General features: G+C 38.7%; 13 protein-coding genes. 4 read left to right on the top strand and 9 right to left on the bottom strand.

The features are described from left to right. Positions 1 to 18: 18 nt before the first annotated feature. Complete coding sequence (locus ACE199_RS18210) at positions 19 to 312, top strand: SCP2 sterol-binding domain-containing protein (protein ID WP_375351071.1); 294 nt, start codon at positions 19 to 21, stop codon at positions 310 to 312. A gap of 305 nt (positions 313 to 617) precedes the next feature. Then, positions 618 to 1,787 carry a sporulation protein YhbH gene (gene yhbH, locus ACE199_RS18205; protein ID WP_375351070.1) on the top strand — a complete coding sequence of 390 codons (1,170 nt, stop codon included), beginning with the start codon at positions 618 to 620 and terminating at the stop codon, positions 1,785 to 1,787. 26 nt (positions 1,788 to 1,813) lie between these two features. Here yhbH and ACE199_RS18200 read toward each other — a convergent pair whose 3' ends face one another. The 5 genes from ACE199_RS18200 to ACE199_RS18180 form a co-directional block, all read right to left on the bottom strand. Continuing rightward, entirely contained in the window at positions 1,814 to 2,929 is a 1,116-nt protein-coding gene (locus ACE199_RS18200) for a GerAB/ArcD/ProY family transporter (protein ID WP_375351069.1), read from the bottom strand. 70 nt (positions 2,930 to 2,999) lie between these two features. Then, positions 3,000 to 4,208: a Ger(x)C family spore germination protein gene (locus ACE199_RS18195; RefSeq protein WP_375351068.1), complete on the bottom strand. Its 1,209-nt coding sequence runs from the start codon at positions 4,206 to 4,208 to the stop codon at positions 3,000 to 3,002. Positions 4,209 to 4,243: 35 nt separating this feature from the next. Further along, a complete protein-coding gene (locus ACE199_RS18190; RefSeq protein WP_375351067.1) occupies positions 4,244 to 4,474 on the bottom strand; it encodes a hypothetical protein in 231 nt (76 codons plus the stop codon). Between the two features lie 33 nt (positions 4,475 to 4,507). Then, positions 4,508 to 6,094, bottom strand: a complete 1,587-nt coding sequence (locus ACE199_RS18185; RefSeq protein ID WP_375351066.1) for a spore germination protein — start codon at positions 6,092 to 6,094, stop codon at positions 4,508 to 4,510. Positions 6,095 to 6,247: 153 nt separating this feature from the next. Next, positions 6,248 to 7,321 carry a GerAB/ArcD/ProY family transporter gene (locus ACE199_RS18180; RefSeq protein WP_375351065.1) on the bottom strand — a complete coding sequence of 358 codons (1,074 nt, stop codon included), beginning with the start codon at positions 7,319 to 7,321 and terminating at the stop codon, positions 6,248 to 6,250. A gap of 409 nt (positions 7,322 to 7,730) precedes the next feature. Between ACE199_RS18180 and cobT the strand changes: the two genes are divergently transcribed. Beyond that, a complete protein-coding gene (cobT, locus tag ACE199_RS18175) occupies positions 7,731 to 8,765 on the top strand; it encodes a nicotinate-nucleotide--dimethylbenzimidazole phosphoribosyltransferase (RefSeq protein ID WP_375351093.1) in 1,035 nt (344 codons plus the stop codon). 90 nt (positions 8,766 to 8,855) lie between these two features. Here the strand turns inward: cobT and ACE199_RS18170 are convergent, their stop codons facing one another. After that, positions 8,856 to 9,467, bottom strand: coding sequence for a DNA-3-methyladenine glycosylase (locus ACE199_RS18170; RefSeq protein ID WP_375351064.1), 612 nt, complete (start codon positions 9,465 to 9,467; stop codon positions 8,856 to 8,858). Between the two features lie 115 nt (positions 9,468 to 9,582). Here ACE199_RS18170 and proC point away from each other — a divergent pair, with 115 nt between their 5' ends. Next, the gene (gene proC / locus ACE199_RS18165) at positions 9,583 to 10,392 is read left to right on the top strand and encodes a pyrroline-5-carboxylate reductase (protein ID WP_375351063.1); all 810 of its coding nucleotides are present in this window, start codon (positions 9,583 to 9,585) and stop codon (positions 10,390 to 10,392) included. Between the two features lie 180 nt (positions 10,393 to 10,572). Here proC and ald read toward each other — a convergent pair whose 3' ends face one another. The 3 genes from ald to ACE199_RS18150 form a co-directional block, all read right to left on the bottom strand. Further along, positions 10,573 to 11,709 (bottom strand): alanine dehydrogenase, encoded by a 1,137-nt coding sequence (ald, locus tag ACE199_RS18160; RefSeq protein WP_375351062.1) that lies wholly within the window; start codon positions 11,707 to 11,709, stop codon positions 10,573 to 10,575. Positions 11,710 to 11,823: 114 nt separating this feature from the next. Continuing rightward, positions 11,824 to 13,086: a helix-turn-helix domain-containing protein gene (locus ACE199_RS18155; protein WP_375351061.1), complete on the bottom strand. Its 1,263-nt coding sequence runs from the start codon at positions 13,084 to 13,086 to the stop codon at positions 11,824 to 11,826. Positions 13,087 to 13,195: 109 nt separating this feature from the next. Then, positions 13,196 to 14,194, bottom strand: coding sequence for an inorganic phosphate transporter (locus tag ACE199_RS18150; RefSeq protein WP_375351060.1), 999 nt, complete (start codon positions 14,192 to 14,194; stop codon positions 13,196 to 13,198). Positions 14,195 to 14,210: the final 16 nt, after the last annotated feature.

Here is a 14,210-nt window from a genome sequence, read left to right as displayed (position 1 = left end):
CAATAAGGGAGGGCCGGCATGAGTATATTAGATGAGTTGAACAAATTAGCGGAGAAGCTAAATAGTAATGGAGAGCACACTTTTGGCAAGCGGGCACGTGTGTATCAGTTTGATTTAGAAGAAAGTGGTTCATTTCAATTGCTGATTAAAGAGGGTAAGGTGAAAGTGCTAGAGGGAACGCCTTATCACCCTGAAATCACTCTAAAACTATCAGATGAGAATTTATTCAAATTGCTAAATGACGATTCAAGTGCAACGGAAGCTTTTATGGCTGGCCCTTTAAAAGTAGATGGTAAGGCGGACTTCACCTAAAGTTGCAAAATATTAATAAGTAAAAAATCACTCGGCTGTAAGGCCGAGTGATTTCTTGCTTAGAGGGCTTGTATTCTTATTTATTCATGTTTAGTTAACATTTGAGCATAGGCAATCGTCTAATCTTGAAAAATAGTGTAAATTTATTGATTTTATTGCATAGGATAGAGTAATACTTTTCTTTTATTACGGTGAAAGAGCAAGGGAAATCATGGGCAAAAATGAAAGATTGTATTCATATCACACTAACCTATCTTATGAAGGAATGCCAAAAAAGGTGCATAATGTTTTTGAGGGGGAAGAAGATGAAGGAAGAAAATAACCATCAATTTGCAATTTCTAAGGAAGATTGGTCCCTCCATCGAAAAGGCTATGATGATCAGCAGCGTCATCAAGAAAAGGTGCAGGAGGCAATCAAAAACAATTTACCGGATTTAATCTCTGAAGAAAGTATCATTATGTCTAATGGTCGCGATGTTGTAAAGATTCCGATACGTTCTCTCGATGAATATAAGATCCGCTATAATTACGATAAAAATAAGCATGTAGGTCAAGGAGGCGGGGACAGCAAGGTAGGGGATGTCGTTGCACGTGATGGCTCTCCATCTGAAAGCGGCCCTGGAAAAGGAAAAGGAGCAGGAGATCAAGCCGGTGAAGATTATTACGAAGCTGAAGTATCTATGATGGAATTAGAAGAGGCTTTATTTAAGCAACTAGAGTTGCCAAACCTTCAGAAAAAAGAACAGGCAGAGCATACATTGGAGCATATTGAATTTAATGATATTCGTAAAACAGGGTTAATGGGGAATATTGATAAGAAGAAAACGATGATTTCTGCTTTTAAACGCAATGCGTTAAGCGGTAAACCAGGTTTTCATCCGATTTATAAAGAGGATTTTAAATTTAAAACGTGGAATGAGGTTCAAAAGCCGGACTCTAAAGCTGTTGTGTTAGCGATGATGGATACGTCAGGCTCCATGGGGCTTTGGGAGAAGTATATGGCACGTAGTTTCTTCTTTTGGATGACCCGATTTTTACGGACAAAGTATGAAACGGTTGAGATTGAATTTATTGCGCATCATACGGAAGCGAAAGTAGTATCACAAGATGATTTCTTTACAAAAGGTGAAAGTGGAGGCACCATTTGCTCCTCAGTTTATCGTAAAGCTTTGGAAATCATAGAAGATAAGTACGACCCCGCTAAATATAATATTTATCCGTTTCATTTTTCCGATGGAGATAATTTGACTTCAGATAATGTTCGTTGCGTGAAGCTTGTTGAGGAGTTAATGAAGATTTCAAATATGTTCGGATATGGGGAAGTAAATCAGTATAATCGCCATTCTACCTTAATGACTGCCTATAAAAATATTAATAATGAGAAGTTTTACTATTATATTTTAAAGCAAAAATCCGATGTTTTTCATGCGATGAAGAGCTTTTTCAAGAAACAAGAAGATCAGCAGTATGTTTAAACGATTATTCATAAAGAGGTAGTCCCCTAAGTCGATATGGACTTAGGGGGCTTTCTTTTTTTTCGTAATAGACTGATTCCCAACAATAATAGAGGAAGAAATAGCCCATAGGTTGAAGCGTGTACCATGAAAACGCCCCTATTGTATTGATTATAATCGAGGCTATCAGGATGTAAGGTCAGGGACATGACAACCATAATCATCCCTAATGGTAAAGCAAGTGGTCGATAGTCTTTTACATTTAATGTTTGGGCAAGCCCTATAATCGCTGCGTAAAAATAAAAGATCATTTTAAAATAAATCGTGATAATCCACATGATGGCCATTAGGGCTTCTATTCGTTGGAAAAAATCCCCTACATTGATTTTTCTGGCTAACACATAACTTGGATACATGTGTCTCGAAGAAGCATCAACACCTAAAACTAAAATGCATAAAACGATAATGATGGTTAACAAGAGTCCCCCAATGATTATTCCTGAATAAAAGGCTTGTTTGGCTTGTTTGGGTTGATTTACTGAAACGGGAAAAACCATTAATAATACAACAGAAGGCAGACAAAAAATGCTGACAAAAATTAAGCTTGACCATATAATGGGTTTCATTCTCACTTCGAATACAGGTTGTATGTTCTGAAAATCGATTTGAGGAGCAATAGAAACGACCAAAATGGTAAATAGGATAATGAAAACAGCAAAGAAAAGCTCGGCTGAACGAGCCAAGGTTTCAAGTCCAAGGCGAATTCCCATAATCACGACACACGTAAAAATAAAATTAATCACTTCGATGGGTGTCTCAGGAATTATTTGTGTCGTCAAAAAAGTCCCAACTTGGAATAATAGTCCTGCTGCAGAGATAAAAGAAAAGAAAACAAACGCAAGAGAAACGGTCTTTCCTAACCATCTTCCGAGAAGTTTTTCATTGATTTCGACCAATGTCATATTCGGATAGCGGCTTGCTAAGGTAGTGATTAATGCTACTAGTAATAAACCTAGTCCTATACCGAGTATAGCTGAGATCCAGGCATCTTGTTGTGTCGTTCCTATGATAGCTGCTGGAATAGTTAAGATGGTCGTTCCTATTGAAAATAAAATCACCAAAATGCTAAATTGACGAGAGCTGATTTTAACGTTTTTTACCAATGTATACTCCTTTCTTGTTACGTGCTATCATAGTTCTTTGTTATTAAAGAGAATTCCCAAACCAAGCCTATTACTTTAATTTGTCTAGGAATGAATTACTAATTGTGCCTACGCGTCGGATTTCTCCTTGTACTTTTATATTTACAGGTACGTTCTCAAAATGTTTATCCCAATCTTTTTTGAGTTGTTTCCAGGCTATAGGATCAGCTCGATGGATTGCCTCACCAAATCCAAAAATGTCTACCTTATGATTTTCCTGTACTTGTTTGATTGATTGTTGAAACATTTTCTCCGATCCTTTTTCATAACTATCCTCTAATTGATCAATCGATTCTGGTTTTGTCAAATCGATTTGGCATTCTACTTCGCCTACATCGCCTTCGACATAAATATGTAGATCAATCTCCGGTTTTCCGTTCTTTACCTTTCCTTTCATTTCCGTGTTTGATTTTTTCACTTCATACACAGCTTTTCCACCTTTAGGGCACGTTATATTCACAGTTGTACTATGCTCTTTGTTGGTAATGACGCTATACGTTATGCTTTGCTTCTCATTTAACCAGCCAACTAATTTATCTCGATCAAATACCGCTAATTCTTGAAAGCGTAATCGAGCAGGGGAATCAATCATTTCTACATTCTGTTTGCCTAAAGCTGTTTTTTTGTCGCCTTTTATATCGGCGCGGATTCCAGTTAACACTGGCTGTTTTCCGTCCATTACTATATTCGCAATCAATTCATCTAACGTAACGGCACTTGTCGCTGTCCATGCTTTTGCTGAAGTTTCAAGAGTACTAAATAAACTATTGGCAGGTATCTTTTCTAAAGATGTGGGTACCTTCAAGATATCTTCTGCTCTCATTCCCTTAGCTACAGCGATATTAAAATCTGATCGTAGTTCCCAGTCTCTTGAGAGAAGATCTAATGGTTTTCCAAGCCCTTCTTTTGCTAAAGACTCTCCAATCACGAGTATTCGAAGATGTGAGGGATAAATTTTTCTTGGAGATTCCTTTGTCATTCTTCGAATAGCTTCAAATACAGTTTTTCCTGTCGCTTGATAGATGACGACCGGTGAATGGCCAGTAGCTCCACCGGTTTTTCCGGCTACTTCCCCTGGATTTACTACTTGGGAGGTTACAAGATATTGACCGTCCGTTGCACGATCTAGCCCCATGGCCAGTGTAATGCCAAGTTCATTTAATTCACGACTATTCCAGCAACCCGTAGTGAATAATAGAAATACAATCAGCATGATCAGAATTGTCAAGCCCCGTTTCATAGATTAAACTCCTTTCGCTTTATTTATTTCTATTTTCACTTTAATAATTTCTCAAGCATGTCGGAAAGCGGCTTATAAATGGCTGTAATCCAATCTATCGGATTGGGAATCTTGATATTCAAGGCTTGGGCAATGCTTAATGCGGTTCCGAATAGTAGAAGAATGGAAAATATCCATAGTTCCTTTTTTAATTTTTTCCTCAACAGAGGAGGAACATCAATCGCGATGATCACCGCCACGATGAGAAGGATTCCAGCAACAGCCATTACTTTCGACTACTCCTTTCTTTGTTGTTAATCTCACACTTTATTCCGCGGCGGTTTCGGGGGTGACGTTTGTTCACGTTTGTTGTTTTTCTGACTGATTAAACGAGGGCGAGCAAACATTCCCCAATGAGGTACCCGAATAAGCGTATCTTTTAGGTCCTTACTGATAAAAGGACCTAAAGGACTCATATAAGGAACCCCGAAAGAACGCAAGCTACACATGTGAAGTACAAGCGCAATGACCCCGACTAATATCCCGAACAAGCCAAACGAAGCGGCAAGCGCCATCAATGGGAAACGGAGCATTCTAACGGACATGGACATAGTTGCGCCAGGAAGTACAAAACTTGAAACCGCAGTGACTGCAACAACGATGACCATGGCAGCCGATACAATTCCGGCTTCTACAGCCGCTGTCCCAATCACGAGTGTCCCTACAATAGATATAGCCTGTCCTACAGCCTTGGGCATGCGTATACCAGCTTCCCGCAAGATTTCAAACGACACTTCCATAATGGTAGCTTCAATGAATGCAGGGAAGGGAACCCCTTCACGTTGAGCGGCTAAACTTAGCAGCAGTGGAGTGGGTAACATTTCCTGATGAAACGTGGTGATGGCGACATATAGGGATGGTCCTAGTAGAGCAATAAAAATACAAAAAAAACGAGTCAAACGAATAAGGCTGCTAATATCTGCACGCTGATAATAATCTTCTGGAGATTGGATAAAGGAGACGAACAGTGCCGGGACGACTAGAACAATAGGCGTTCCATCGACTAGTATGGCCACTTTCCCTTCCAAAAGCTCGGCAGCAATCACATCAGGACGTTCCGAATAATAGATAGTCGGAAAAGGACTGTATGTTTCATCTTGAATCAATTCCTCGATATAACCACTTTCTAAAATTCCATCGATATCAATCCGATCCAGACGCCTGTGCACTTCTTCGACGACTTTGTCATTCACAATTCCATCGATATACATGATCGCTACATCGGTTTTAGTCAATTTTCCAATTTTTTTCGATTCCAACCAAAGTTGGGGTGTTTTTATTTTTCGGCGAATTAACGCTGTATTGGTACGCAAGTTCTCTGTAAAACCTTCCTTTGGTCCTCGAACGACGGTTTCTGTGGTAGCTTCCGTTACACCACGGTCTTTTCCACCACGCATACTGATTGTAAAACCTTGTGCATAGCCATCCAATAAGAGAATAACATCCCCCGATAACAAGGAAGTGAATAAAGAATTGAATTCCGTCACATCTCGTATATCTCCAACTGCAAGGATGCGCTCCTTCAATACTTGTAAAACATTCTGTTGAGATGCTATCATTTGTTCTTGATCGGTATGGATATCTAATAGGAGTGATTCCATGATAAAGTTCTGAATAGCATTAGTGTCTACCAATCCATCCGTATAAAAAATGCAGGCTCTAATGAATCGCTCTTTGCCAATTTGGATTTCTCTAATCACGATGTCACTGCTATTTCCAAGCAGTTGCTGTACCTGTTGAATGTTTTCTTGAAGGTTTGTTTTTAATAAGTCTTCGTTTGTTTCCTTATTTTGATTGTCTTTCTTGAATAAGGAGCGGTTAACGCGTTGTTTCTTAAACAAACTCATACATTTTATCCCCTTCTTAGTCTTTCGATTCTTCAGAAAGTAGACTTATTAGGTTCCTTATTAGCATGTCAATTTTCCAATTTTTAATACATTTAGGTTATTGCCGGTTGTTTTATATTAACTACATTTCATAATGGGTTGGGAGAGATTAACTCATGTACGTTTTTTTTGGAATATGGCTACGCCTAACATGAATAATGGCAAAAGTCCACCAATGACTAAAGAGAATACAAAACCAATTTCACTATCCCAATATCGCTGTTCAATAACATTAGGAAAGAGCATTGAAGCAAAAGTCACAATAATCATTCCTAAAGGTAAAGTTAAAGGTCGATAATCTTTCAAATTTAAAACTTGTGCAATCCCTAAACAAGTAGCATAAAAATAAAGAACCGTCTTACAATAAACTGTTATAATCCACATGGTTGCTATGGCTGCTTCTATTCGTTGCAGAAAGTCACCAATATTTATCATTTTGGCCATTGCATAATTAGGGTATAGTCTTCTTTCAATTTGATACGGGTCAAGAACCAAAATAGATAATATGGTCATAATTAACATGATAGAAATACCCATTAGATTTCCAATGAAAAATGATTTTTGAGCTTCTTTCGGTTGATTCACAGCGGAGGGGAAAATCATTAATAAAATAACAGCATTGAAAGCGAAAAGCGCTAATAATTGTATGGTTGGGTGCAGCAAAGGATTTATGCCATCCTCCAATACAGGTTGTATGTTTTCGAACTTAATTTGAGGAGAAATAAATAGCAATAATAAAAAAAGAATCATAAAGGCGATAAATAAAAGTTCTGCGGTCCGTGAAAATGTCTCTAGTCCGTGGCGGACAGCCATTACGACAATAATGGCTGTCAGGATATAAAGCACTTCTACAGGTGTATCTGGCAGGAGATGTGTATTGAGAAAATTTCCTGAATAATATAACATTTCAGCCGTATAAACGAAAGGTAAGGAAAGAAAGAAAAGGGAAATGGCTTTTCCCAACCATTTTCCGAAAAGTGTCTCAATGATTTGAACAAAATTCATAGTAGGAAATAATAAAGCAATCGTATTAAGCAACCAAATTACCAATAGTCCTAATCCCGCACTAAATATGACCGCAATCCAAGCATCTCGCTTTGCTTCGGCAACAGGGGCAATTGTTCCAATCGTAAACAAGGTTACCAACACTCTAAATTGACGTACAGATATCTTCTCATTGTTAAGCACCTTTCCACACCTCCCTTAGAATTATCGCCAAAATTGTATTGCCCTATCATTTCTTTTTTCCCTTATCTAAAGGGTTTTAATCGGTATGTAAATACTTACCAATATACTAAATTGACGAAAGTTGATTTTAACATTTTTTACGATTGTATCCCCGTAGATCCTTGTTCTAAAAACTGTTCAAACAAATGAGGAAATGTCATCACAAGTCAATTGAGCTTGATGGGGATGTGCAAGCAGAGGTAAGAAGTAGTACTCCGAAATCGCCAGCCATTAGTGAAAAATGCTTCCCAAAGTGGTTGTTTTACCTTCCTTGACGAGTCATGATAAAATGAGATGAGATCGTATATGAAAATGTTTTCAAGTTATCTGGATTTTGGTATGGGAGGATATTAAAGTGACGGAAGAATTTGTGTCAGCGATTAAGATTCCACCGCTTGATGAAGCGATGGGGGCAACGGTAGAGAAATATTTAGATACTTTAACAAAGCCGCCTGGTAGTTTAGGGAGATTAGAAGAATTAGTGATTGAACTTGGGAAAATGACGGGAGAAGCTTTTCCGCAAGTAACAAAACCAGGTGTCATCGTGTTTGCAGGGGATCATGGGATTACAGCGGAAGGCGTGTCTGCATTTCCGAAAGAAGTAACGGAGCAAATGGTGCGTAATTTTCTAAATGGTGGAGCTGCGATTAATGTGTTTAGCCGGGCGATTGGTGCCGAGTTTGCGATTGTGGATATTGGCATTGATTCTGAGATTGAAGCAGAAGGATTAACATCTAAAAAAGTACGCCGTGGTACAGGAAATTTTTATAAAGAAGAAGCGATGACGCGTGAAGAAGCGATTCAAGCGCTGAAAATTGGCTATGAAGAAGGCGAAAAAATGCTTGCCAAAGGAGTGAAGTGCTTCATTCTTGGTGAGATGGGAATCGGTAATACGACACCAAGCAGTGCGATTACCGCTGTTTTAAGTGGACAAAATATGGAAAAACTTGTTGGCTTTGGAACAGGACTTGTGAGTGAGAGTGTTTTACATAAGCAAAAAGTAATTGAACAAGCGATTAATAATAGACAACCAAATCCGAATGACCCAATTGATCTGTTATCAAAAATCGGTGGTTTAGAAATTGCGGGAATGGCAGGGGCGATGCTTGCGGCAGCTAGTCATCGTGTACCGATTCTCGTTGATGGATTTATCGCGACAGTCTCTGCTTTACTAGCTAATATGATTGCAGAAGGCGCTTCTAACTATATGTTTGTTGGTCATCAATCTGTTGAGCCGGGTCACAAAGCTGCAGCTGAATTATTAGGAAAGAAACCGCTTGTTGACTTAGGGATGAGATTAGGTGAAGGGACAGGAGCCGCTGTTGCTTTTCCAATTTTGCAGGCAGCGACACTTGCGCTTAAAGAAATGGCAACTTTCGCGGATGCAGGCGTGTCTTCGAAGTAATAATCAAACGTATCTAAATTGTTACAATCAGCAATAATTTAGATAAGTTTTTTATGTTGATTAGCTTAAAGATTAAGAAGGGAGGTGCCTCTATTTAGAGGTACCTCCTTTTTGATGGCGTGATACAAAGGGGTTGCCAGTAACCCAAAATCGCCAAGGATACTCTTTTGCTTCGCCTGTATTGTCAATTCCAATGCGAGGACCAACTGAAATCTCATTCGGAACCTTACCTTGGACGATAAATAGGGGAGGTTTTGAAAAAGAATGTGCGTAATCATCCATTGTAATACCTAATGCTTTCGTTAGTTTGCCTGGTCCGCTCGTTAAATTTTTTAGATTGTCTGTACCGCGTCGTTTTTGCATTAAGTCAATTCCTATATAAGGCTCAACGGCGCGAATTAAGATTGCCTCTGGCTTTTCAAGTGGACCGCTGACAACATTCACAAGTGTATGCGTGTGCATCTTGTATGTATAGACAAAGCCTGCTTCGCCAAACATCACTTCTGTTCGTTTTGTACGTCGATTGTTATAACTATGTGCGGCACGGTCTTCGGGGCCCATATATGCTTCTGTTTCAACGATATAACCAGAAGCTATTCCTTCTGCTGTTTCTTTCACGAGAACACAGCCAAGCAATGATTGAGCAAGCTTTAGTGTTGGTTGTTGGAAAAAATCAGTAGATAGAGTTTGAAAATAATCCATAATACGCTCCTGCAAGTTTTGATTGTTATGACATTATTTTAACAAAGAGTGAAACAGTTCTAAAATTTTGTATATAATATGAGGGAATTATTGAAAGAATGGGACGTGAATGTAGATGGACAAGACGATTGGATTTATCGGCTGCGGCAAAATGGGACAGGCTATAATGGAAGGGATGTTAAAAGCGGAAGTCGTACAGCCAGCCAACTTAAAAGTGAGTACATCAAGAGCTTCTACACTTACAAAAATTGAACGGAAATATAATATAAAAGGTAGTATAAATAATCAAGAAGTAGCGCAATTGGCGGATTATCTTTTCTTAGCGATTCAACCAGCTTTTCATAACGAAGTGTTGGCGGAAATAAAGGAATTTCTAAAAGAAGATGTCACGATTATTACAATGGCTACTGGGGTAACCATTGAACAGATAGAAAAAGGGATAGACAGGAAAGTAAAAGTTGTTAGGACAATGCCGAATACCCCTTCATTAGTTGGGGAAGGTATGACGGCAATGAGCGTGAACGAAGCAATTACTGAAACAGAATTAGCAGAAGTAGAACGGTTATTAAGTAGTTTTGGTAAAACAGAGTTAATTCAAGAGCCATTAATGGATGCTGTACCTGCGATTAGTGGATCTTCACCGGCTTATGTATATATGTTTATTGAAGCGTTAGCTGATGGAGGGGTTCGTGACGGGATTCCACGACAACAGGCTTATCGTATGGCAGCACAAGCAGTACTAGGTGCCGCTAAAATGGTATTAGAGACTGAGAAACATCCTGGTATCTTGAAAGATGATGTGTGTACACCAGCTGGCTCAACTATTCAAGCGGTCGCCGCGTTGGAAGAAAATCAATTTAGAGCTTCTATTTTAGAAGCGATGAAAGCTTGTACAAGTAAGACAAAAGGTTTAAAGAATGATTGATTTTTACATACTTAGCTTAAAGTAGGGATTCTCGCTTAATGAATCTATAGTCAATTTCGAAGATAAACGTCTAGAAAAGGGCTTATCTACATGTTTAATGTAAGTAATCGAACTAAACAAAAGGAAAACCCACTTCATTTTGCAGTGGGTTTTCCGCATTTCAAATTGTTTTTATTTCTTTCATGAAGCACTAATATTTTTCGGATTTACTGCATCTTGAACAGGTACGTACGTATAACCAAGATCGTGTGCGACTGCAGCGAAAGTAATTTCGCCATTCGCTACGTTTACTCCTTGTGAAAGTGCTTCATTTTCAAGAATCGCTTTCACAACGCCTTTATTAGCAATTTGTAAGGCATAAGGGATGGTTACATTGGCTAATGCAGTCGTTGACGTTTGTGGAACTGCACCAGGCATATTGGCAACCGCATAATGTACAACACCATGTTTGACATACGTTGGATGATCGTGTGTCGTAATATGGTCAACCGTTTCAAAAATGCCTCCTTGGTCAATGGCTACATCAATGATTACTGAACCTGGAGACATGGATTTGACCATTTCTTCTGTGACAAGCTTTGGTGCTTTGGCTCCTGGAATCAAGACGGCACCAATGACTAAGTCAGCTTCTTTTACCGCTTCGCTAATATTATAAGGGTTGGAGATTAAAGTAGTCAGTTGATTTCCGAATATATCATCAATCTGACGAAGGCGCTCTGGGTTTAAATCAAGAATCGTCACGTCAGCACCTAAGCCAATCGCAATTTTAGCTGCATTTGTTCCAACCACTCCACCGCCAATAACGGTGACTTTTCCACGTTTGACACCGGGAACTCCTCCGAGAAGAATCCCTTTTCCGCCTTTTGGTTTTTCAAGAAATTGAGCGCCAATTTGTGCTGCCATTCGTCCTGCTACTTCACTCATTGGCGTTAATAGCGGCAGGGTGCGATTAACGGATACTGTTTCATAGGCAATGGCCATAACGCCGCTGTTCTTTAATGCTTGTGTTAATGCTGGATCAGCTGCTAGATGCAGATAAGTAAATAGAATTAAATCTTTACGGAAATATTGATATTCTTCTGCAATTGGTTCTTTTACCTTTAAAATCATGTCGGAGCTTGCCCAAACACTAGACGCATCCTCAACAAGTACAGCTCCTGCTTGTTGGTAAGCTTCATTTGTAAAACTACTACTCAGTCCAGCATCTTGTTCGATGAATACTTCATGACCGGCACTGACTAATGCGATGACACCGGCTGGAGTGATGGCTACACGATTTTCATTATTTTTGATTTCTTTTGGAATACCTATACGCATATTTTTCAGTCCCCCTATTGTTCTGAATATTCTTAATATAAATATTATAAGCTTGAAATGAGGAAGGCGTGTTTGTGAAAAAGAAAGAACGTAAGAAAGAGTCTTTGTGGAATTTCACAAAGACTCTTTTTTTATGGCCTGTTGATATTGTACAAGCTTTAGGTCTAAAAAGATCGACATCTTTTGGAGAGGGTCTTTCAGTCGAACATGCCCGATTTCCGTTATGCGCTTTAAACGATAAGTAAGTGTATTGACATGTATATGAAGTTGCTTGGATGCATCATTTGGATTTCCATCCATTTCTAAATATACAGTCAGGGTATGCAATAATACTGTTTGGTGTTTTTCATCATATTCTTGTAATTTGCGAATGCACGGATGAGGGAGATAATCGTTCTTGTTGCTTAGTTTTTCTAGTAATTGAAAAATACCCAATTCTTCGTAGTGAAGAACCGAAGCTAATTCTAGTGGGAAAATCTGTTTTAATTTTAATGTGTATAGTGCCTCCTCATAACTAAGCCGGACATTTTCAATCTGTTGATAGCAATGACCTGATGCCCCGAGAATAGGTTCTACACCGAAGCGCTTCCTCATTTCTAAAATAAAAAACGGGATAAATTCGTAACTAGATGAAGAGAGGGAAGCATCATTGGTTCGTTCTGTGCCAGTTAAAATAATGAGTTTGTTTTGGTCAACCGTAAATAAAAAAGTTTTTATTTTTTGAGAAGTTGTTAGCATATAGGAAATATAACGCTCGCTTTCCCTAGTAATGTCCTGTGGAAATTCGAAGACGATAATGGCGAAATTTTGTGGTGTAGAAAGCGAAAGTTTCTTGAAGTTAGCGGTAATTTCTGCTGCATCTTGGTAATGTCCAGTGATTAAACGCCATAAAAATTCTTGTTGACTGGCTTCTGTTCTTTTTTTCTTTAATTGAAGTTGTTGAAGTTGGTTTTTTGCTTCTTTTGCGGCAAACTGTAGGAAGTTTAAATCTTCTTCGTTAAATGGTTTATTAGCTTCTAATGCCCAAATGAAACCGAGAATTTCGTTGTTTTTCCGAATAGAGACGGCTGCACGGTTGCCAAGACCAACCTCATGAATAGCCATAATCTTTATCGGTGTATCATCTTTTAAAAGAGCGGGAATAATGCCATCTTTCCATAAACTATTAATGACCTTTTCTGGGACGCGGCGACCGATAATCGTGGAGATTCGTGCTTGGTCAGTTGTATCTTCATGGGTGCTGTAGGCGAGTAAACGATGATTGCCATCTTCTATTGTAATTGGGCAGCCTAAAACAGAACTGATTCGGTCAGCGAATTCCATTAAGTCTCCATATAGATCTTTGAAAATATGTCTGTTGTTCATATATTCTGTCATACGTTTTGCCCCTCGCGTTCTATACTATCGAGTTAAATTTTAGTTGATTTTACCATACTTACGCATACAAAAAAATCCTTTCTAAAAAGAATTAGAAAGGATTTTTTACTTAAAATAAGAAATTAATGATGAGATATGTCAACCCTGCTATAGTAGCAGAAATCGGCAATGTAATAAACCATGTGATAATCATTCTTTGTGCAGTGCCCCATTTAACCCCTTTTACACGGTGAGCGGAACCTACCCCAAGAATAGAAGATGAAATAACATGGGTTGTACTTACTGGTACCCCAATTGCTGTTGCCCCGAAAATAACGCTTGCTCCGGTTAAATCAGCAGCAACCCCGTTAACAGGACGGATTTTCATAATTTTACCGCCGACCGTTTTAATGATTTTCCAACCACCAACAGATGTCCCAAGACCCATAGCTAGCGCACAGGATACTTGAACCCAAAGTTGAATATCTGTTGTTGTAGTGTATCCATTAGTAATAAGGGCCATTGTAATAATCCCCATCGCTTTTTGAGCGTCATTTGTACCATGTGTATACGATTGTAAAGCGGCTGTTGCAATTTGCATCATACGGAATTTTTTATTGGTTTTTGCTAAGTTGTTGTTTTTAAAGATGACTTTAAAGATGCTGTATACAAGAAAACCGACAGCGAAAGCAAGTAATGGTGAAATAATTAACGCTTGGACAATTTTAAGAAATCCTTCCCATTTAATTGCACCGAAGCCGGCTGCTGCAATAGCTGCACCTGCAATAGAACCAATTAGGGCATGTGAAGAACTACTTGGAATTCCGTAATACCAAGTAATTAAATTCCATGCAATTGCCGCAATTAAGGCAGCAAGAATAACATATGAACCATTAGGTAAAGTAAATGGATCCACAATATCCTTCGTAATCGTTTTTGCTACGCCAGTGAATGTCATTGCACCGACAAAGTTCATCACAGCTGCTAAAATAATTGCGTGACGCGGTTTTAACGCTTTTGTTGAAACGGAAGTAGCAATTGAGTTCGCTGTATCATGAAATCCGTTAATAAAGTCGAATGCCAAAGCAAAGAAGACAATAAGTATAGTTAAAATTAATAAAGTATCCATGTTTTAGGAAGACCCC

This window comes from Peribacillus sp. Hz7 (genome assembly GCF_042136355.1).
Taxonomy (GTDB): Bacteria; Bacillota; Bacilli; order Bacillales; family DSM-1321; genus Peribacillus; species Peribacillus asahii_A.
The sequence above is the reverse complement of the archived record's forward strand: the minus strand, read 5'-3'. Positions and strand labels throughout refer to the sequence as shown.